The 21,404-nt window shown below is 62.3% G+C and carries 16 protein-coding genes; 2 read left to right on the top strand and 14 right to left on the bottom strand.

Annotation, left to right across the window (positions count from 1 at the left end; translation table 11 throughout):
• Window positions 1-6: 6 nt before the first annotated feature.
• On the bottom strand, window positions 7-1,587 hold the full coding sequence (locus FRT59_RS16635) for a glycosyltransferase family 39 protein (RefSeq protein ID WP_198809706.1): 1,581 nt from the start codon (window positions 1,585-1,587) through the stop codon (window positions 7-9).
• A gap of 180 nt (window positions 1,588-1,767) precedes the next feature.
• Between FRT59_RS16635 and FRT59_RS16640 the strand changes: the two genes are divergently transcribed.
• Window positions 1,768-3,924 (top strand): PA5441 family protein, encoded by a 2,157-nt coding sequence (locus FRT59_RS16640; RefSeq protein WP_153871716.1) that lies wholly within the window; start codon window positions 1,768-1,770, stop codon window positions 3,922-3,924.
• Complete coding sequence (locus FRT59_RS16645) at window positions 3,921-4,625, top strand: DUF3142 domain-containing protein (protein ID WP_198809707.1); 705 nt, start codon at window positions 3,921-3,923, stop codon at window positions 4,623-4,625. The genes FRT59_RS16640 and FRT59_RS16645 overlap by 4 nt, the downstream gene beginning before the upstream one ends.
• Before the next feature lie 112 nt (window positions 4,626-4,737).
• On the opposite strand, the gene FRT59_RS16650 is transcribed toward FRT59_RS16645, so the two are convergent.
• The 13 genes from FRT59_RS16650 to FRT59_RS16710 all read right to left on the bottom strand — a co-directional run bounded on the left by FRT59_RS16650 (window position 4,738) and on the right by FRT59_RS16710 (window position 21,371).
• The gene (locus FRT59_RS16650; RefSeq protein WP_153871717.1) at window positions 4,738-7,191 is read right to left on the bottom strand and encodes a TonB-dependent siderophore receptor; all 2,454 of its coding nucleotides are present in this window, start codon (window positions 7,189-7,191) and stop codon (window positions 4,738-4,740) included.
• A gap of 92 nt (window positions 7,192-7,283) precedes the next feature.
• Window positions 7,284-8,234, bottom strand: coding sequence for a FecR domain-containing protein (locus FRT59_RS16655; RefSeq protein WP_153871718.1), 951 nt, complete (start codon window positions 8,232-8,234; stop codon window positions 7,284-7,286).
• Window positions 8,231-8,740 carry a sigma-70 family RNA polymerase sigma factor gene (locus FRT59_RS16660; protein WP_153871719.1) on the bottom strand — a complete coding sequence of 170 codons (510 nt, stop codon included), beginning with the start codon at window positions 8,738-8,740 and terminating at the stop codon, window positions 8,231-8,233. The genes FRT59_RS16655 and FRT59_RS16660 overlap by 4 nt, the downstream gene beginning before the upstream one ends.
• Window positions 8,741-8,813: 73 nt before the next feature.
• Window positions 8,814-10,259: an efflux transporter outer membrane subunit gene (locus tag FRT59_RS16665; RefSeq protein ID WP_153871720.1), complete on the bottom strand. Its 1,446-nt coding sequence runs from the start codon at window positions 10,257-10,259 to the stop codon at window positions 8,814-8,816.
• A complete protein-coding gene (locus FRT59_RS16670) occupies window positions 10,256-11,314 on the bottom strand; it encodes an HlyD family secretion protein (RefSeq protein ID WP_153871721.1) in 1,059 nt (352 codons plus the stop codon). The genes FRT59_RS16665 and FRT59_RS16670 overlap by 4 nt, the downstream gene beginning before the upstream one ends.
• 15 nt (window positions 11,315-11,329) lie before the next feature.
• Window positions 11,330-12,865, bottom strand: a complete 1,536-nt coding sequence (locus FRT59_RS16675) for an MFS transporter (protein ID WP_153871722.1) — start codon at window positions 12,863-12,865, stop codon at window positions 11,330-11,332.
• A 159-nt stretch (window positions 12,866-13,024) separates the two neighbouring features.
• Window positions 13,025-13,945 (bottom strand): LysR family transcriptional regulator, encoded by a 921-nt coding sequence (locus FRT59_RS16680; protein ID WP_153871723.1) that lies wholly within the window; start codon window positions 13,943-13,945, stop codon window positions 13,025-13,027.
• A 60-nt stretch (window positions 13,946-14,005) separates the two neighbouring features.
• The gene (locus tag FRT59_RS16685; protein ID WP_153871724.1) at window positions 14,006-14,854 is read right to left on the bottom strand and encodes an ABC transporter permease; all 849 of its coding nucleotides are present in this window, start codon (window positions 14,852-14,854) and stop codon (window positions 14,006-14,008) included.
• 12 nt (window positions 14,855-14,866) lie between these two features.
• A complete protein-coding gene (locus FRT59_RS16690) occupies window positions 14,867-15,718 on the bottom strand; it encodes an ABC transporter ATP-binding protein (protein WP_153871725.1) in 852 nt (283 codons plus the stop codon).
• A gap of 1 nt (window position 15,719) precedes the next feature.
• Window positions 15,720-16,745 (bottom strand): ABC transporter substrate-binding protein, encoded by a 1,026-nt coding sequence (locus FRT59_RS16695; protein ID WP_034116724.1) that lies wholly within the window; start codon window positions 16,743-16,745, stop codon window positions 15,720-15,722.
• Window positions 16,746-16,759: 14 nt separating this feature from the next.
• Window positions 16,760-17,644: a TauD/TfdA dioxygenase family protein gene (locus FRT59_RS16700; RefSeq protein ID WP_153871726.1), complete on the bottom strand. Its 885-nt coding sequence runs from the start codon at window positions 17,642-17,644 to the stop codon at window positions 16,760-16,762.
• A 216-nt stretch (window positions 17,645-17,860) separates the two neighbouring features.
• Window positions 17,861-19,225 (bottom strand): HlyD family type I secretion periplasmic adaptor subunit, encoded by a 1,365-nt coding sequence (locus tag FRT59_RS16705; protein ID WP_034116722.1) that lies wholly within the window; start codon window positions 19,223-19,225, stop codon window positions 17,861-17,863.
• Window positions 19,215-21,371, bottom strand: coding sequence for a type I secretion system permease/ATPase (locus FRT59_RS16710; protein WP_034116809.1), 2,157 nt, complete (start codon window positions 21,369-21,371; stop codon window positions 19,215-19,217). The genes FRT59_RS16705 and FRT59_RS16710 overlap by 11 nt, the downstream gene beginning before the upstream one ends.
• Window positions 21,372-21,404: the final 33 nt, after the last annotated feature.

The following is a 21,404-nucleotide window of genomic DNA, read 5'->3' on the forward strand; positions in this document are numbered from 1 at the left end:
CCGAGGCTAGCGACAGCCCTCGGGTTGCGGCGCCGGCACTTTGCACAGCACGAACAGACGCGCCCGTGCGCCACCGCCGTCCTGGCGACTGAGTTCGCGCCAGCCTTCGGGTAGCGGGGCGAAGTCGTCCGGTGCTTCGTTGCTGCTGATCAGCCACACGCGCCGGGTATTGGCCGGTAATGCCGATAAAGAGTCGAGGTATATGCGCCCGCCATCCTGATCTACCAGGGTGCCAAAGCCGTAGGCATTGGGCCGGGTCGACGTGCCGTCGGGTTTGGGCGGGGTGTAGAGCTGCAACTGGGCGTCAGTCTCGTCGTAGTACACGTAGCTGAGGTACCACAGCATGTCGCTGAGGACGATGCGGTCGTCTTCCTGGTAATTGCGATTGACGAACTCCACCGGCACGTTGAGTTGATCGTGCTCATCCACGGTGAAGTTGTTCTTCAACCCCAGCAGTTCCACGCCGACAAACAATACCAACAGCGCCACGCCCAGCCATGACCAGCGTGACGGCAGGCGATCGATGGCAAGGGCAACGAGGATCGGCAAAGCCAAGGCGTACACGGTGAGATAACGTTCGATAAACACCGGCGAGATAAACGAAACCCCATATACCAGCAGCAGCGGCAACAGGAAAAACAGTGCCAGCAGGCGTGCCGGTCGATAGTGCCAGGCCGTCATCACGACCACCGCAATTAACAGCAGCGGAAATAGCCAGAACAGCGGCGGCCAGAAATCAACGCCTTCATCCTGCAGCACGAACTGCCAGATCATCGACGGCAGGGACTGCAGGTTGACCGGATCTTCCCAACCAATGTCCCCGCCGACCTTGAGTTGGTCGACGTGCTGCACCAGGTCCAACAGGTTCGGCAGCCAGGGCAGGTACAACAGCACTATCGTGGCGTTGGCTACCCACCACGCAGGTCGCGTGAGCAAACGTTGCCCCGGCGCCTGCACCCCCAGGTACGCCCAATGCACCAGCACGCACAACGCAGTGAAGTAATGGGTGTAGAAACCGGCACTCATCAACAGCACATACGCGGCCAGGTAACGCGTACGCTCGGGTTGGCGCAGCCAGTACACCAGCGCCAGCGTAGCGCCCAACAGCCACACGCCCAGCAGCGAATACATGCGTACTTCCTGGCTGTAGCGCACCGCCGTGGGCAGCAGCGCCAGCAGGATTCCCGCCAGCACCGCCGCGCGTCGGGTGGACAGTTGCCGCGTCAGCCAGATACCCAGGCCCACCGCGACCACGCCGGGGATGGCACTCATGCTGCGGATCGAGCCGATGCTGTCGCCGAACACCTCGATCCAGCCGCGCAGCAGGAAGAAATACAGCGGCGGATGCACATCATGGGCTGCGTGAAACCACAGGTCGGCCACGGCGTATTCGCTGAGCAGCAGGCTCGACCCTTCGTCGCCCCAGATCGCCGCTGAAGTGAGGTGGTAAAACCGCAGGGCCATAGCCAGCGCCAGGATCGGCACCCACCAGAGACGGCTGAGCCAAGTGGCGCCCTCCCAGGTCAGGCGATGGGAGGCAGGCAACACCGCGAGTTTTTCATTTTGCTCTACCACAGACCGACGCACCTCAATTCCCCTGGCATTGCCCTGCTTGCCTAAGCGCAAACATCGCCACTCTAGGACAAAAGCCCCGGGTTCGCCGCTGGAATCGGACAAATCAGCAATTTGTGTAGGCCTTCACCGAAGCACGCGTCAGGATCAGGCTATTATTGACTCCCTCCAAGGACCAAGGATCAAGGACACGTCATGCGCATCGGTTTTTTGTCACCTCTGGCACTGGCCCTGCTGGCCGGTATTTCCCTCCAGGCCCAGGCCAGTTCCGACGACTCGTGCTACCCGGACTGGCGGGTCTCGCGTGACAGCCTCGAACCCTGCAGCAACCAGCCCTTTCTCAGCCCAGGCAACGACAGCCGGGTCAACCTGCGCCTGTTGCTGGCCGACAAGAAAGCCGCGCCGCTGACGCCCAATGCCTTGGGTGAAGATGACCTGGCCCAGGGCTTTGGCCCGGTACCGTTCCCGGTGTATCGCCTCACGCCTGCCGCGAATGCAGAGACTGACGCGGACTCGGACAAAACGCCCAGCCCCGAACTCGATGTGTTGCTTGCCTCTGTGGGCATCAAGCGCGACGACGCCAAAACTGCCGGCGAAGCCTTCCTCAATGGCGAAGGCAGCCGCTGCCGCAGTAATAGCGAGGGCAGCGCCACCGCGTTTATCAGCCAGGTGATCAAAGCCCAAATGCCGGCGACCGAGCGTGACCTGTTGGTCAAGGCGCGGCTGCAATTGCTCACCACCTGCAACTGGGACGGCCAGGTCGTGGATGCACAGCAGACCCCATCGGCCAACGCCCAGCTGTTTCGCACCTACCTGCAGGCCGCCGCCGATTTCTATAGCGGGCGCTTCGGTGACGCCGAACGCGGTTTCGCCGCTGCCGCTACCAGCGATGTGCCTTGGCTGAAGGAAACCGCGCTGTACATGACCGCTCGCACATCGTTGAACCAGGCCCAGGCCGAAGCCTTCGACGAATACGGCATGCCGCAACGCGAGCATGTGGATAAGGCCGCCCTGAGCGATGCCGAAGAAGGCTTTCTCGGTTACCTGAAAACTTATCCACAGGGCGATTACGTTGCGTCCGCCCGTGGCCTGCTGCGCCGCGTGCATTGGCTGGCCAATGATGAGGCTAAGCTCGCCGCTGACTTTACCTGGCAACTGACCGAGGCCAGCGACGCCCAGCGCAATGTGAGCGTGAACGCGTTGGTGGAAGAAGCCGACCTCAAGTTGCTGATGGTCGGCAACAAGTCGTCGAACAGCCCGATGCTGCAGGCCGTCAGCGACCTGATGGCGATGCGCGCTCATACCCCGCCTCTGTTGACCCGCGAAGACCTCGACAAGCAGAAAGCCACCTTTGCCAACGAGCCGGCGCTGTTCGACTACCTGCAAGCGGCGCATGCGCTGTACGTCGAGCATCAACCCGACACTGCCCTAAAGCATCTGCCCGCAGATGTGCCATCGAACCTCGATTACTTCACCTTCAGCCAACAGACCCTGCGTGCCCTGGCCCTGGAGGCCAAGCAAGACTGGAAAGGCGCCGAAGCCCTGTGGCTGCAACTGCTGCCCCTGGCCAAGCAACCGCTGCAACGCGACCAGCTGGAGCTGGCACTGGCGATGAACTACGAGCGCAGCGGCCAACTGGCCAAGGTGTTCGCCGCCGACTCGCCGATCAGCGCCAAGCAAGTGCGTTACATCCTGCTGCGCAACGTCGCCGGCCCTGACCTGCTGCGCCAGCAGATCGCCAAGGCCAGCGACCCGACCGAGCGCCAGAGCGCGCAATTTGTGCTGCTCTACAAAGACCTGCTTCACGGCCAGTACGCCACCTTTGCCGACGACCTCAAGCAAGCCTCGCTCTCTGAGGACAAACTCGGCACCAGCCTGGGCTACACCTATACCAGCGGCCAGACCTTGAAGCTGTTCCAGTGGGACGGTGACAAAGCCGAATCCGGCTATGCCTGCCCAAGCATCGCGCAAACCGCCGCGACCTTGCAGGACGACGCTAAAAACCCCCACGCCTTGAACTGCTTCGGTGAATTCATCCTGCGCAACGGCCTGGACGGCATGCCCCTGGAACAACCCCGCGCCGCCGGCAGCCTGGGCAGCACCGCCTCGCAGTTCAAGGGTGAAACCTTCTCGCGCCTGGACGGCTACAAACAGGTGATCGCCAACGCCAAGGCGCCGAAAACCGACAAGGCCTATGCGCTGTTCCGCGCCATCAACTGCTACGCGCCGGCTGGCTACAACAGTTGTGGTGGCGAGGACGTCGCGCCAGCGGTGCGCAAAGCCTGGTTCCGCCAACTCAAGACCGGTTTCGCCGACACCCAGTGGGGCAAATCGCTGCAGTACTACTGGTGAAGTCGCTGTGGCTGGGCTTGCTGTTGCTGGCAAGCCCGGCTTTCGGCACCGTCGACGCCCGCGACTACGACGCCTTCTGGCTGTGGAGCGGCGTCACGCCCCAACCGGTTATCAAGCAGGCCCGGACCCTCTACATCCTCCAGGGCCAGATCAACTCCATCCGCCGCGCGCCCCAACGCGGCGTGCAACTGATCGCCCAGGGCATCAGCGTACCGCGTATTACCCAAGGCGAAGTCTGGGTGGTCTACCGTGCCCACACCTTGCACTGGCCGGAACAGGTCTACACCCAACTGCTTGGCCAGGTGCAACGCTGGCGTGACGCGGGCAACCCGGTAATCGGCATCCAGATCGACTTCGACGCTCGCACCCAATACCTGCACGAATACGCCGACTTCCTGCGCGATTTGCGCCAACGCCTGCCCGCCGACCTGCGCCTGAGCATCACCGGCCTGATGGACTGGAGCAGCAACGCCGACCCGGCCGCCATCGCCCAGCTCAAGGGTGTGGTGGATGAAGTGGTGGTGCAGACGTATCAAGGGCGCCATAGCATCCCCGACTATGCGGCTTACCTGCCACGGATGAATCGGATGGGGGTGCCGTTCAAGATTGGCTTGATTCAGGGCGGGGAATGGGAAGAACCGGGGTATTTGCAGGGAAGTGAGTGGTTTCGGGGGTATGTGGTGTTTTTGCAGAACCGTTGAGTCTTTTCGACATTCCACAAGACCCGCTTAAGACGCTCACAGAGCGCACCCTTGAAGGGTGCGCAGCCGAAGACGACATCACGCTCATGCTATTGCGCACGTAAACACGCAATTACCAATCGTAGGTCAGGCTCGACACCACCGTACGCCCTTCGCCGTAGTAGCAGTCCAAGTCACTGGTGCACTGCGAGACGTAGGTCTTGTTGGTGAGGTTCTGTACGTTCATCGCCAGTTTCACGCCCTTGAGCTTGAGCGGCGAGGTGCTCAGGTCGTAGCTGAGGCTCGCATCGTAGACGCTGTAGGACGGCACGCTGAAGGCGCCCTCGTAGTAGTCGCCCAGGCTTTGGCGGGCATAGCGCACGCCTAGGCCCGCGCCAAGGCCGGCCAGCGGGGTGTCGCCGAGCACGGTGTAGTTGACCCACATCGAGGCGGTGAGTGGCGAAATACCGGCCGGGTGGCGACCCTGGCGGCCGTCGTTGTCCTTGGTGTATTTGATGTCGTTGCGCGCAGCCGAGGCGATGATTTCCCAGGCGTCACTCAGAACGGCCTTGGCTTCCAGTTCAACACCCCGCGAGCGCATGGCGCCGCTTTGGGTGCTGAAGGTGGTGTCCACCGGGTTGGTGGTCAGCACATTGTCCTGGTCCAGTTGGTACACCGAGGCTTGGATAAAACTCTTTTGGCCTGGCGGCTGGTACTTCACGCCGACTTCGTATTGTTTGCCGGTGGACGGTTCGAACGGTTTTCGGTTCGAGTCGGTGCCGGCCAGCGGCAGGAAGGATTCCGAGTAGCTGACAAAGGGCGCCACGCCGTTATCGAATAGATACACCAGACCCGCACGGCCGGTGAACGCCTGGTCTTTGCTGGCAAAGCGGGTATCGGCCAACGGCTCCTTGTTCACCACATTGGCCCAGTCATAGCGCCCACCGAGCACCAGCGCCCATTTATCCAGCTTGATCTGGTCCTGCATGTACAGGCCGGTCTGAGTAACGGTGCGGTCCCAGCGATAGGGTTGGCCGAAGTTCATGCGCTGGCCGTAGACCGGCTTGAACAGGTCGATGATCGGCGGGTTGCGGTCATACAGGCCATGAAACTGCGAGTTGGAATGGTAGTAGTCCAAGCCAACGATGACGGTGTGGGACAACGCGCCCGTGTCGAATTCGGCCTGGGCAATGCTGTCGACGCCGAACACCTTGTTGGTCTGCGACCAGTCCACGCCGAAACGTTGCAGGTAGCGCTGGTCTTGCACGCCGGTGGCCGGGTTGGCGACGAAGCGGTAACCGTGCAGCGGCGCGGTGTAGCGATCGTCTACCTCGGCGTAGCGGGCGTTTTGCTTGAGGGTCCAGATGTCGTTGAGGCGATGGGAAACCTCGTAGCCCAGCACGTATTGCTCGCGGTTGTACTGGTTGACGCCCGGCTCGCCGATAAATACGTCGCGCTTGATCTTGCCATTGGGGTTGTCCCACAGCGTGCCGGAGGCCGGCAAGCCTTGGGCTTCGGGTACGCCTTTGTCTTTCTGGTACTGGGCGAACAGGGTCAGGCTGGTGTCGTCATTGGGGCGCCAGGTGAGGCTGGGGGCGATGAACTGGCGCTTGTTTTCGACATAGTTGATCTCGTCCTGCCCGTCATTGGCCAGGCCGGTCAGGCGATAGAGAAATTGCCCCTGTTCATCCAGCGGGCCACTCAGGTCGATGGCGGCGCTTTTGTGTTCGTAGGTGCCGGCCTCCAGCACCACTTGGCGTACCGGGGTTTCGCTGGGCCGCTTGCTGACCATATTGACGATGCCGCCCGGCTGGTTCTGGCCGTAAAGCACTGACGCCGGGCCCTTGAGCACTTCGATGCGCTCCAGGGAGTACGGCTCGATCTGCAACGCGCCGCCGGTGCTGCCACCGCCGTAGGGCAAGTGCAAGCCGTCGAGGTACAGCGGCGTGGGCGAAAAACCGCGGGAGGTTGGCTCATCGAACAACTTGACCCGATCGGCGAAGCCGCCCGCGGTCATGCCGGGCGTGTAGAGCAACGCCTGGGTGACACTCTGGGCACCACGCGCCTTGATCTCGGCGGCGGTAATCACGTTGATTGTCTGGGGGATTTCCACCAGCGCCGAGTCGGTCTTGCTGCCGGATGCACTGCGCTTGGCGACAATGCCGTCCACTGGGCCCCAGGCGCTTTCCTGCTCCTGCTGGCCACTGATCTGGGTCGCCCCCAGCTGCAATGCGCCGTCGCCGGAAATGGCTTGCAATGACCAACTGCCCTGGGATTGCACCGCCGCCAGCCCGCTGCCCGCCAGCACGCGTTCCAACCCCGCGCCTATGCCGTAACGCCCTTTCAGCCCTGCGCTGCGCTTGCCTTCGGTGAGCGTCGCGTCAACCGACAAGAGGATGCCCGAGGCGCTGGCGAAACGGTTCAACGCCTGGTCGAGGCTACTCGCCGGAATGTCATAGGTGCGCAGCGCCTCGGTGCTTTCTTCGGCTTGAGCCAGGTTCGGCAGCACCGGCACGGTCGCCAGCAGGCCAGCAAACAAGCCACGACGCAGGGCGCGGGCCAAGGGTTGGATTGGGTGGTGCGACATTGCAGGACTCCCCGTGAGAACGCTTCTTGATTGGCTTTCAAGAGGTATCCCGCACGGCGCGCAAAAACCGACAAGCGCTGATGATAATTTTTTCAGGCGCGCGCCTTGATCGTCACCCAGTAGCGCGTCACGGCCTGCACCTGCACCGGCAATGAGCGCTCCAGGGCCGCGAGAATCGCATCGGTATCGTTGAGTGGGAACACGCCGGTCAACAACAGGCCAGCTACGGCTTGATCACAGCGCAACAAGCCCGAGCGATAGCGGCTCAGCTGCGCCACGAACTCACCCAGCGGCTGGCGCTCGGCGACCAGGCGATGCTGGGCCCAACTGCTGGCATTGGCGCTCACCGCCGGCAGCGCAGCGCATTGGCGTGCGCTGAACCACAGGCTGTCACCGGCATTCATTTGCACCGCCGTGCCGTGCAGCGGAGTGACTCGCAGGCGGCCTTCATAGAGGTCGACACGGCTACCGTCGGGCAGTTCGCGCACGGCAAAGCGCGTGCCTAATGCCTGCACATCACCGGCAGGCGTTTCGACGATCAACGGCCGGGAGGGATCGTGGCCGCTGGTCAGCAGCACCTCGCCACGGATCAGGCGGATACGCCGTTCGCTGGCGCTGAAACGCAGGTCTACGGCGCTGTCACTGTTGAGGTCCAACTGCGTGCCGTCGCTCAAGGTGACGTGGCGAATTTCACCCGTGGCGGTGCGGTGCTCGGCGAAGGCGGCCTGCCAGGGCTCGCTGCGCTGGACCAGATAGCCGCTGCCCCCAGCCACCAGCAGCAAACCAAGCAACTTCAGCGCGGCACGGCGCTGGGTGTCCGGGGCGTCGCGCAAGACTGCCCGGGCGCTGTCGGCGGGTACGCCGCCAAGGGTTTGTTGCAGTTGCTGCAAACGTTGCCAGGCACGCCGGTGTTCCGGGTCCGCCGCTTGCCATTGGGCGAACGCTCGGCGATGCTCACCTTGCAGTTCGCCGCCCCATTGCAGCATCAGCCACTCACTGGCTTGCTCGACAATTGCCGGTGCGATGGGCGCGTCGTGTTTCATTCTTCGTAGACAACCTGATAACAGGCGACGATGGCCCGGGTCATGTACTTCTGCACTGAGCTGACGGTGACGCCCAGGCGCTCGGCGATCTGCGCATAGCTCAAGCCTTCGAACTGCGACAGCAAAAACGCGCGGCGCACATTGTCGGGCATGCGGTCGAGCATGGCGTCGATCTGCATCAGGGTTTCGAGGATCAGTGCACGGGTTTCAAGGCACGGTGACTCGGGCTCGGGCAGGTGCGCGATGCTCTCCAGGTAGGCGCGCTCGATACGCAGGCGGCGCCATTGGTCGATCACCAGATTGCGCGCGATCTGTGCCAGGTAGCTGCGGCTTTCCTTGTCGCCCGGGAAACGCCCGGACACCAGCAGGCGCAGGAAGGTGTCGTGCGCCACATCAGCGGCGTGCTCACGGTCACCCAGGCGCTTGCGCAACCAGCCTTGCAGCCAGCCGTGATGGTCGCGGTACAGGATGTGAAGCTGTTGCTGGCCGTCAGTCGCGATGCTCATGAAAAGCTCGGTCACGTTATTGAGAGCAATTATCATTACATCTTATTTCGCGACTGACAAAAATCTTTGTTGCTCAGCGCCCGGCGGTCTGCAACGGATACACCGACTCCCACCCTCCTCCCAGCGCCTTGTACAAGCCGACCATGGCCAACGACACGCCGGTAGAGCTTTCCACCCACTGTTCCTGGGTCGCCAGCAACGCGCTTTGCACCGTGAGTACGTTGACGAAATCCACCACGCCTTCGACGTACTGATGTTGCGCGGTGGTGAGGGCGATCTGGTTCTGGCGCACGGCTTCGGCGAGGCTGTCGCGGCGCAGTTGGCTGGCGTTGTAGCGGGTCAGCTGGTCGTCGATCTCATGCCAGGCACGCAACACGGTTTGCTGGTACGCCAGCGCCGCTTCCTGCTGCTGGGCTTCACGCAAATTCAACATGCCTTGCAGGCGACCGCCGTTGAAAAGTGGCAGGCTAAATTGCGGGCCGAAGGCAAAGGCGCGGGAGCCCCAGGAGCCTAAGTCCGACAGTTGCATGGCTTGGGAGCCGAGGCTGCCAGACAGTGTAATGCGCGGGTAAAAGTCGCCCTTGGCCACGCCGATAGTCGCGGTGGCGGCGTGCAGGCGGGCTTCTGCCTGACGGATATCCGGGCGGCGTTCAGCGAGTTCCGAGGGCAGGCCGATGGCGACCTGGCGCTGGGTTTGCGGCACGGCGGCGTCCTTGGACAGCTGCGCGTGCAGGGCCTGGGGCGGCTCGCCCATCAGCAGGCTCAGGGCGTTGATCAATTGATCCTGGCGCTGCTGCAGATCTGGCAGGCGCGCTTCGATGGTCGCGACCTGGGCAGCGGCTTCGGCCACGTCCAGGTCGGTGGCCACGCCGTCGGCCAGGCGCAGTTGCGAGAGCTTGAGGCTGTGGCGGGCGACGTCGAGGTTTTGCTCGGTAACGGCGCGGGTGTTTTGCACGCCGCGCAGTTGAATGTAGTCCTGGGCGGTCTCGGCCAGCACCGACAACAACACGGCGCGGCGGTCGTTTTCGGCGACCTCCAGGGTGGCATCGGCGGCCTCGGTTTCGCGCTTGACCCGGCCCCAGAAGTCCAGTTCCCAGGCGGCCGAGAAGCCCGCGTCCCATTGGTTGAAGGCCGAACGGCCGTTCTCGCCGGAGGGGTCGCTCAAACCTTTGCCGCTGTTGCGCTTGCGTTGATAACCGCCACCGGCATCGACGTTGGGGTAGCGTTCGGCCGTGGTTACTTGGCGTACGGCGCGGCTTTGTTGCAGGCGGCTGCTGGCCAGTTTCAGGTCGAGGTTATCGCTGAGGGCGCGGCGCGTGAGAGACGATAGCTGCTCGTCGTGGAATACATCCCACCAGCGCTCCTGCAAGGGGTCGCTGACGGCGTGGCTGGCGGCCTGACGGCCCTGGGGTTCGCTCCACTGGCTGATGTGTGGACCCTGTGGCCGCTGGAAATCCGGGCCGACCGTGCAGGCGCTCAGGCTGATCAGGCTCAAGGTGAGCCAGGCGACGTGTCTCATTGCTGGGCCACCTCACGCTGTTGCGCGACCGGCCGGGTATCGACGCTGGCTTCTACCGACATGCCGACGCGCAGGCGCTCGGTCAGTGGCTGGTTCGGTTCGAGGACGATCTTCACCGGAATACGCTGCACCACCTTGGTGAAGTTGCCAGTGGCGTTGTCCGGTTTGACCGAGGCGAACGTCACACCCGTGGCCGGTGCCAGGCTCTCCAGGTGGCCGTTGAGCAACTCGCCGTCGAGGCTGTCGACACGCACCTGCACGGCTTGGCCGGCGTGCATGTGGGACAGTTGCGTCTCCTGGAAATTGGCCACCACATAAGCCTCGGCCAACGGCACGACCGCGAGGATCTTGCTGCCCGGCGTCACGTAGGCGCCGACCCTTACCGCACGCTCACCGACCATGCCATCCACCGGCGCGACGATGCGCGTGTAGGACAGCTGATAGCTAGCCATTTCCAACGCCGCCTGGGCGCGCTTGAGCCCACCTTCGGCCGCATGACGCTGGGCGGTGAGGATTTCCACCTGCTTGCGCTCGGCGGCCAACACGGCGGTGGCGTTGGCCAGGCGCGCGGTGGCCTGGTCGATGCGGGTCTTGGCTTGCTGGGCATTCTGTACGGTGCCCGCGCCCACGCCAGCGAGGTGGTTGTAGCGGTTCAGTTCATGTTCGGCAAAGGCCATTTCGGCGCGGTCAGCCGCCACGGTGGCTTGGGCCTGGGCGATCACCGAGCTTTGGCGCTCCAGGGTTGCGCTGGCGTTTTTCAGTTGCGCCTGGGCCACCAACGTATCGGCGTCGGCAGCCTGGGCGGCGGCGCGAAAGTCGCGGTCGTCGATCAATGCCAACAATTGGCCGGCTTTGACGCGCTGGTTGTCTTCCACCAACACTTCCTTGATGAAGCCCGCCACCCGCGGCGCGACCAGGGTGAAGTCGGCGGCGACGAAGGCGTCGTTGGTGCTCTGGTGCCTGCTGCCCAGCACGCCTGGCGCGACCAGGTAAACCAGTACGCCAACGGCAAATACAGCAATAACGGAGACGGCAATTTTGTCTTTGCGTTTCATGGAAAGTCCTTGTGGCTAGGTCGGAGCGCGAGGCGGATAGATCCGCGTGGGCATCCAGAAAATCAGCAGGATCAACGCCGCCGCGACACCGGCCATGACGACGTAAAGATCCGAAGAGGTCAGCACCACGGCCTGCTCGTGCAGGCGATGGGCGAGGCCCGGCGCATCAGCATCGGCCAGGGGCGAATTGCCCAGGCGGTCCACCAGCATGGTTGAGTGCAAGTGCAGGCGCTGGGTGGTCAGCGTGTCCAGCACGGCGGTGGCGATCACAGCGGCCAGGCCTTTGACGGTGTTGAACCAGGCAGACGCAAACGGCCCTTCGATGGGTTGGATACTGCCGGTGGACAGCATCAGCAGTGGCAACACGGCCATGGGCTGGCCGAAAATCTGCAGCAGGTACCAGCCATAGAAATCGTCGCGGATCCACGCCGAGGTCAGGTGCGAACTGCCGATGCAACACAGCACCAACATGCTCAAGCCGATCCCCAATACCCAGCGGCAATCGACCCAGCGCAAGTTGCACAGCGCCGCCACCAGCGGCAACGCGATCAACTGCGGCAACGCCATCAGCAGCATCACCGGCGCGGTTTGCAGCGGCCGGTAGCCCTGGACCTGGGCGAGGAAACTCGACGGGATGATGATCACCGAGGTCAACACCATTAGCACACCTGCCAGCACGATCAGGGCAAACGCCAGGTTGCGCAGGCCGAGCATCTGCAACTTGAAGAACGGCATCGGGTGCGACCATTCGTTGAGCATGAACAACACCAGCAACACGGTGCCACCACACAGCAGGAAGGTGATCAGGCCCGACTCGAACCAGTCCAGGCGATTGCCTTGCAGCAGGCCGATCACCAGCATGCAGATCGCCGGAAACCCCAGCAGCAGGCCGCGCCAGTTGAATTGCTTGAAGCGCTCCAGGCGCAGTGGGTCTTGCGGCAGGCCATAAGCGACAGCCGCCATGGCCAGCAGGCACGGCGCGACGATCTGCCAGAACGCCCATTGCCAGCCGACGTATTCGGTCCACAGCGCCGCCAACGGTGTGCCCAGGCTCGGGCCGAATGTGGCGGTCAGCGCATAGCCGGCCAGGCCATAGAGCTTGACGTTGGCCGGCAGGAAGCGCAGCGCCACGGTCATCAGCATCGGCGGCAGCGCACCACCGGCCAAGCCTTGCACGGTGCGCAGCAGCAGCAGGCTTTCGTAGTTCGGCGCAAACGGGCAGAGGATGCCCAGCACGGTGAACAAACCGATGGCGCACAGCGTGAAGCGGCGCAGGGAAAACGTCACCGAACACCACGGCGCAAAGGCCATGGCCGCTACGGATGTAGCGGTGTAGGCGGCAACCAGCCAAGTGCCTTCGTCAAAGCCGATGTAGAGCGCACCGCGGATATCAGCGAGGGCGACCTTGGTGACCATCTCGTTGAGACCAGACACCAGCACCGCCAGCAACACGCCGACCAGGCCGATGATAATGCGCAGGCCGAATACGGGCGGGCTCAGGGCAGTGGGTTTGGCTGCGGCCTGGAGCGCGGGGGCAGCGAGGGACGTCATGAACAGGTAACTCGGAATGAGAAATACCCGAGCAGTTTAATCAGGCACTTGCATGACAAAAAGTGACTTGTTGGCAGGTTATAAGTGCGCCAGACGCAATCCAAATGTGGGAGGGGGCTTGCTCCCTCCCACATTTTTATTGTGCATGGCTTGAGGTTTTTAGTTGGGTTGGGCTTCGAGCCAGGTGGCGTGGCAACTCTCGCGCATGGTTTCGCGCAGCCATTTGTGCGCTGGGTCTTTGTCGAAGCGCGGGTGCCAGGATTGGGCCAATACCAGCGTCGGCAACGAGATCGGCAGCGGAAATGCACGCAGTGGCAGGTTCAGGCGCTTTGCACTCAAGAGCGCTTCCTTGGGCACCGGCAGGATCAGGTCGGAGTCCGACAGCATGAACATCGCGCCGTGAAAGCCCGGCGCGATCATCGCCACGCGGCGCTCCAGGCCCTGCTCACTCAGCGCGGTGTCGATCGGCCCACGGGCGATGCCGCGCCGCGAGATGCTGATGTGGGAATAGCTGGCAAAGCGTGCGGCGGTGATTTCTTCGTCGAACAACGGGTGGTCTTGCCGCGCCAGACCGACGAAGGTGGTGGAGAACAGGTTCTGCACCTTCACCTCGGGGCTGACCGGCATGGTGTTGCTCACGCGAAGGTCCAGCCGCCCTTCGCGCAAAGCTTCGTCGTCGGTGTCGCCTTCGGGCACGAAGCGCAGTTCGCAGAGCGGGGCCACACGCTCCATGGTGTCGAACAGCCGACCGCCATACACCCCGATGAAGAAGTCATTGGCACGCACGCTGAAGCGGCGGCGCAATGTGCTCAAGTCCACTTGGTCCGCCGAGCGAAACAGCAGCGCGGCCTGCTCCACCACGTTGCGCACCTGGCCTTGCAGCTCCAGGGCCTTGGGGGTCGGCACCAGGCCACGGCCGGCACGCACCAGGATCGGATCGCCCACCGCTTCGCGGATCCGCGTGAGGGTGCGGCTCATGGCGGCCGGGCTGAGGTTCATACGCCGCGCGGCGCCGACCACACTGCCCTCGTCAAGCAACGCGTCGAGGGCGACCAGCAGGTTCATATCCGGTAATTGCATGCCAAGCACTCGTGATCAGTGGGGAGTGAACTGGGCGCAATCGTAGCAGGGATCAATGGCTCAGCGCTGCATACCCCAGCGCTTCACCGTAAGCCGCTCAAAGGTATTGAACACCAGGTTTTCCACCAGCAAGCCGATCAGAATCACCACCGCCAAGCCGGCAAAGACCTTGTCGGTGTACAGCTCATTACGATTCTGGAAGATGTACCAACCCAACCCACCCTTGCCGCTGGTGGCACCGAACACCAACTCGGCGGCGATCAGCGTACGCCAGGCAAATGCCCAGCCGATCCTGAGCCCGGCCAGGATCGACGGCAGCGCCGCCGGGATCAGGATGAACAGCACGAAGCGCATACCCTTGAGGCCATAGTTGCGGCCCGCCATGCGCAGGGTTTCGGACACGCCGAGAAATCCCGAATAGGTGTTCAACGCCAAGGCCCACAGCACCGAATGCACCAGCACAAAGATCAGGCTGTTCTGCCCCAGGCCGAACCACAGCAGCGCCAACGGCAGCAATGCGATGGCCGGCAGCGGGTTGAACATTGAGGTCAACGTACTAAGCAAGTCGCGACCCAACTGGGTCGACACCGCCAGTGTGGTCAAGGCAAACGCCAGCACGATACCGATCAGGTAACCCTTGATCAGCACCACCAGCGAGATACTGACTTTGCTCAGCAACTCGCCACTGAGCAGGCCGTCGAACAGTGCCTGAGAGGTCTGCAAAAAGCTCGGCAGCAGCAGGTCGTTGTTCTGGTAGCGGGCAACCGCCTCCCAGAGAATGGCGAGCACGATCAGGATCAGGCCCTTGCGCAACCAGCCTTGCTGCCACAGGCGTTGGCGAAATGGCAGCTCGCGCTCCACAGGCACGCTGAGCAGCGGTTCGAGGGTGACTTCAAATTCCTGGCGCATACGTCGGCCCCTTCAGTAAGCGATGCGAATATCAGCGAAACCCAACTCACGCTCGGCCTCGGGCACTTCATCGAACAGCAGGCGATGAATACGCCGCGCCGACGCCTGGAACTCCACACCGCCAAGGCTGTGCAAGTCGTATTGATGGCTGTGGATCTCGGCGCGCACGCGGCCGGGGTGGGGCGACAACAACAGGATGCGGTTACCCACCACCAGCGCCTCCTCGATGGAGTGGGTGACGAATAACAGGGTGAAACGCACCTCTTCCCAGAGCAGCAGCAACTCTTCCTGCATCTTGCGCCGGGTCAGGGCGTCGAGGGCGGCGAAGGGTTCGTCCATCAGCAGGATTTTCGGCTGCATGGCCAGCGCGCGGGCAATCGCCACACGGGCCTTCATGCCGCCGGAAAGGGTGTGGGGGTAGGCGTCGGCAAAAGCACTGAGGCCAACTTTATCGAGGTAATGCAGCGCACGCTCTTCGGCCTCGCCACGCTTCAACGTCTTGGAGGCCAGCAGCGGGAACATCACGTTCTGCTTGACGGTTTTCCACGGCGGCAACTGGTCAAATTCCTGGAACACTACAATACGATCCGGGCCGGGCTGTTCGACCTTCTGCCCCAGCAAGCGAATCTCGCCTTCACAGGGTTTGATAAACCCGGCGATGGACTTGAGCAGGGTTGATTTGCCGCAACCCGAAGGGCCGAGCAAGACGTAACGGTCGGCCGGGTCGATCTCGAAACTGACTTGGTGAGTGGCCCGCACCACGCGCTCGGGGGTGCGGTATTCAAGGCTGACGTGGTCCACGGCCAAGAGTGGCTCGGCGGTGTTCAGGCTGCTGGCCGTGTGGCCTTGCAAAGGCGCGTTCATGTCAGCTTCCTTGCAAGGGCTTGGCGTCCTGGAAGAAGTAGTCCTTCCACGATTCAGGCTTGTTCTTGATGGCGCCAACGCGGTAGAGGAATTCCGCCAGCGGGTAGGTATTTTTCGGGGTGACGCTGAATTCGAACTGCGGGTTGTCGATGATTTTCAGCAGTTCGGCACGGTCAATCTTGGCCTTGGTGACACGGATGTAGGTGTCCGCCGCGGCGCCTTTGTCGTTCTGGGCGAATTGCGCAGCTTCGGTCAACGCCTCGACAAATGCCGTGTAGGTTTTCGGATTGTCTTTGCGGAATTTTTCGGTGGCGAACAGCACCGTCGGCGAGTTCGGGCCCAACAGGTCATAGGTGTTCAGTACTACATGCACGTTAGGGTTGGTAAGCGCCTGGTTCTGGAACGGCGGGTTGGAAAAGTGCCCGGTCAACTCGGTACCGCCGGCGATCAACGCTGCAGTGGCGTCAGGATGCGGGACGGCGACGGTGTACTTGTCGAGGCGATTGAACTCCTTGTCACCCCACTGTTTGGCTGCGGCGTATTGCAGGAAGCGCGATTGCACCGATACCCCCACAGCCGGCACTGCGATGCGGTCTTGTTCGGTGAAGTCGGCGATAGTTTTGACCTTGGGATTATTGCTGATCAGGTAATAGGGGAAGTTACCCAGGGAGGCCACAGCCTTGATGTTCTGCTTGCCGTGGGTGCGGTCCCAGATGGTCAGCAAGGGGCCGACGCCGGCTCCGGCGATGTCGATGGAACCGGCGAGCAAAGCGTCGTTGACGGCTGCGCCACCGGACAACTGGGTCCAGTCGACCTCGATGTCGATGCCTTCTTGCTTGCCGTATTTTTCGATCAGGTTTTGGTCACGCACCACGTTGAGCAAAAGGTAGACGATGCCAAACTGCTCGGCGATGCGAATTTTACCTTCGGCCTGGGCGGTGGCCGGGGCGATCAGGCTACCGGCCAATAGGCTGATACCCAAGCCGATGGTCAAAGCCAAGCGTGCAAATGGAAGACTTCTGGACATGCTCATGCTCCGAATCAGAAAGGCGAATCGCCCTGGATGGTGGTGCGGTACAACTTGCGGCGCAGGTGGCTTGGGCAACCGGCGGCCAGGTGGATCAGCGAGCGGTTGTCCCAGAACACCAGGTCGTGGGGTTGCCATTGATGGCGGTAGATGTTTTCCGGCAGCACGCTGTGTGCATAGAGCTGGGCCAGCAGGTCACGGCTTTCGTCATCGGGCAGGCCGACGATACGGGTGGTGAAACCTTCACTGACAAACAGCGCCTTGCGGCCATTTTCCGGGTGGGTACGCACGACTGGGTGTACCACTTCGGCAACTTGAGCGAGCTGTTCCGGGGTAAGCGTTGGGCGCCAGTTGCCTTCGAATTTGGTTTCGCTGTAGCGCGCCGTGTAGGAGTGCGCGGCACTGCGCCCTTCCACGGCGTTGCGCAGGTGTTCGGGCAGTTGCTCCCAGGCCTTGTGCATGTCGGCAAACAGGGTGTCGCCACCTTCGGCGGGCAGCTCCTGGGCATGCAGCATCGAGCCCAGGCTTGGCAGCGCCTTATAGGACAGGTCCGAGTGCCAGAACTTGCCGGCATCCCCCAGGCCGACGGATTGGCCGTTCTCGATAATGTTGGAGACGATCAGGATTTCCGGATGGTTGGCCAGCAGAAACTGCTTGAGCACATGGATCTGCAACACGCCGAAGCGGCGGCTGAAAGCGATCTGTTGTTCGGGAGTGATGCGCTGGTCGCGGAACACCACGACGTGATGGTCCAGGTGTGCGCGGTGGATACGGGCGAAGTCCTGGTCGTTGACCGGGTGGGACAAGTCCAGGCCAATGATCTCGGCGCCGACACTGCCGGGGAAGGGGCGGATGTCGAAAGTTTTGACGGTGGTGGGGGCAGCAGCGGTGGCGGACATTGGATTCACTCCCGGCGGTCAGGGAAGTGAATTTATAGGTATAAGAACGGGATTTTAAATACTGTTAAGGCATATCGATATGGCCGTTTGGTTTGAGGCCCAGGGTGATGCTGATGGTCCTATCGGGAGCAAGCCCCCTCCCACATTTGAATGTATTCACAAATCAACTGTGGGAGGAGGCTTGCTCCCGATGGGGCCGGCAAAGGCGCCAGAGAATTACCGCTCGTGCAACGCCTCGGCCCGCGCCTTGATGATCGGCTTGAGCAGGTAGCTGAGGATGCTTTTCTTGCCGGTGATGATATCCACCGAGGCGACCATGCCCGGGATAATCAGCAACGGCTTCTCATCGGTGCCCAGGTGGCTGCGGTCGGTGCGCAGGGTGATCATGTAGTAGGTGGTTTTCTTGTCTTCGTCGGTGATGGTGTCGGCACCGATGCGTTCGAGCTTGGCCTTGAGCCCGCCGTAGATGGTGTAGTCATAGGCGGTGAACTTGACCACCGCTTCTTGCCCCGGGTGCAGAAAAGCGATGTCTTGCGGCCGGATCTTGGCTTCCACCAGCAGGGTGTCGTTCAGTGGCACGATTTCGACCATGTCGCTGCCCGGCTGGATGACACCGCCGACGGTGTTGACCAGCAACTGCTTGACGATCCCGCGCACCGGCGAGGTGACCAGGGTGCGGCTGACTCGGTCTTCCAGGGCGCGGCCAGTGGACTCGGCCTTGTTCAGTTCGGTACGGGCTTCGTTGAGTTGGGTCAGGGCTTCGCTGCGGAATTTGCCACGGGTTTCGTCGATCTTGCGTTGCACTTCCTTGATCGCCGACTCGGCGCGGGGGATCGCCAGGGTGGTGGCGTCCAACTGGCCGCGGGTTTCCATTTCAGCGCGCTTGAGACGCAGCACTTCCACCGGCGATACCGCACCCTGAGCCACCAGCGGCTCGGACATGTTGATTTCCTGGCGCTGCAGGGACAACTGGCTGCGGTACTGGCTCTGCTTGGAAGTGAACTCGCGCAGTTCCTGTTGGCGCTGTACCAGTTGCTCCTGCAAGCCGCCGACTTCGTCTTTCAACTGCTGGCGACGGCTTTCATACAACGAGCGCTCATTGGCAGCCTGGCTCGGCGCAGCCTTGAGCACGTCGTCGGGGATGTTCAGCGGGCGATCATCCACCTGTGCACTCAGGCGTTCGACCCGCAGTTGCATGGCCAGGCGCAGGGCTTCGGTTTCCCCGGCATTGGAGACAAACCGCGTGTCGTCGAGGCGAATCAACGGCGCGCCGGCTTCTACGATCTGGCCTTCCTTGACGTACAACTCGGCGACGATACCGCCTTCCAGGTTCTGGATTTTCTGCAATTTGGACGATGGAATCGCCTTGCCGTCGCCACGGGTTACTTCGTCGATCTGGGAAAACCCTGCCCACACCACCAGGAACACAAAGAACCCGATGATCGCCCAGATGGTCAGGCGGATGACTCGCGGCGCATCTTCGATCAGCGCTTTGTTGACCTCGGGCAGGGGTTGGCCCTGCAGCGAATCGGAGCCTTTGAAGTAGCGGCCGACCGCACTCTTGATGGAGTTAAGCAACACTGATCTGCCCCTTCTTCAACGCTTCCATGACCACGGCTTTCGGGCCGTCCGCGAGAATCTGCCCACGGTCGACCACCAGCAGGCGGTCTACCAGGGAGAGCAGTGAAGCCCGGTGCGTGACCAGCACCACAGTCTTGTTTTGCACCACGGCTTGCAGGCGTTGTTTCAAGCGTTCTTCACCGGTGTTGTCCATGGCGCTGGTGGGTTCGTCCAGCAGCAGGATGGGCGGGTTGAGCAACAATGCACGGGCCAGGGCGACGTTCTGGCGCTGACCGCCGGACAGGTTCTGCCCACGCTCGCCGACTTGCAGCTCGTAGCCCTGGGGATGCAGGCGGGCGAATTCGTGCACACCGGCCAGTTCGGCGGCTTGCAGGACCATTTCATCCTCGACGTAGCGCGCACCGCTGACCAGGTTGTCGCGCAGGGTACCGGCGAGCAGTTGGATGTCTTGGGCGACGTAGCCGATGTTGTGGCGCAGTTCGCTCACGTCGATCTGGCGCACGTCCACGCCGTCCACCAGCAACGCGCCGGAGTCGGGTTGATACAGGCCGACGATCAATTTGGCCAGGGAGCTTTTGCCCGAGCCACTGCGGCCGATGATGCCGATTTTTTCCCCGGGCTTGATCACCAGGTTGATGTTTCTCAGCGCTGGGTTCTGTTGGTTCGGGTAGGTGAAGTTCAGGCCCCGGCACTCGATGGCGCCTTGCAGGGTGCGGCGGCTCATGGGGCGCTCTTCGAAATTGCGCTCCTGGGGCAGCTCCATCATCTGGTCCACCGAGGTCATGGTGACCTTGGCTTGCTGGTAGCGCGTCAGCAGGCCCGACAGCGACGCCAGCGGGCTCAAGGCACGGCCACTGAGCATGTAGCAGGCAATCAGGCCACCCATGCTGAGGTTGCCGTCGATGATCTGGTACACGCCGAACACGATCATGATCACGCCGGCCAACTGCTGGATCAGCAGGGTCATGTTCATCGACAGGCCCGACAGTAACTTCACCCGCAGCTCAAGCCGGCTCAACGTGCCGATGGTCTGTTCCCAGCCGTACTGGCGCTCGCTCTCGGCGTTGTTGACCTTGACCGCATCGAGCCCGGCAAGGGTTTCGATCAGGCTCGACTGGCGCTCGGCGGCCAGTGCCATGGTGCGCTCCATAGTAGCCACCAATGGCTTTTGCAGCGCATAACCAATACCCAGCGCGAGCGGGAATGCCAGCACCGGCACCCACACCAGATGCCCACCGAGGATGGCAATCACCAGGAAGATCAGCAAGGTGAACGGCAGGTCGATCAGGCTGGTGAGGGTCAGCGACGCGAGGAAGTCACGCAGGCTTTGAAACTCATGAATGTTCTGGGCGAAGCTGCCGACTCGCGCCGGGCGGTACTTCATGGACATGCCGACGATGCGTTCGAACAGTGTGGCCGAGATGATCAGGTCGGTTTTTTTACCGGCCAGGTCCAGGCACAGGCTGCGCAGGCTTTTCAGGACCAGGTCGAACAGGTACGCGCCGCAGATACCCACGGCCAGCACCCACAGGGTGGCGGTGGCCTGGTTCGGTACGACGCGGTCGTACACGTTCATCACGAACAGCGGCGCGGCCATGGCGATGATGTTGATCAGGAAGCTGGCGGCGATGGCGTCGGTGTAGAGCCAGCGCGAACGCTTGAGGGTGTCACGGAACCACGAACGCGCGCGTGGAATCAGGCTGCCGTGGTTGACGTCGAATTTGTGTTGCGGCTGGGCGAAGAAGACCTTGCCGATGTAGTCGTCGGCCAACGCCTCGCGCTTGATCAGCACTTCGCCGCCGTCGCTTTCGCTGAGCAGGACCCGTGCTTCATCCTCGCCTTGCCAGCCGACCAGCACGGTGCTGCGACCGTCCTTGAGCAACAGCAGCGCCGGCAATGCAATCGTCGGGATTTGCTCCAGCTTGCGTTGCAGCAGCCGGCCTTGCAACCCGGCACGCGCGGCGGCACGCGGCAACAGCTCGGCACTCAAACGCTGCGAGGGCAGCGGCAGGCCGGTGGTGAGCATGGCCGCACTGGCCGGTTTCTGGTGCAGGGCGCAGAGCGCCAACAACCCGTCGAGCAATGGGTCGTCGTGCAGGGCGCGTGGATCATGACTGAGATGAACTCGACTGATTTCAGATTCCACGCGGTGCACTCTCGACTAACAGATGGGGCTATT

This window comes from Pseudomonas haemolytica (genome assembly GCF_009659625.1).
GTDB lineage: Bacteria > Pseudomonadota > Gammaproteobacteria > Pseudomonadales > Pseudomonadaceae > Aquipseudomonas > Aquipseudomonas haemolytica.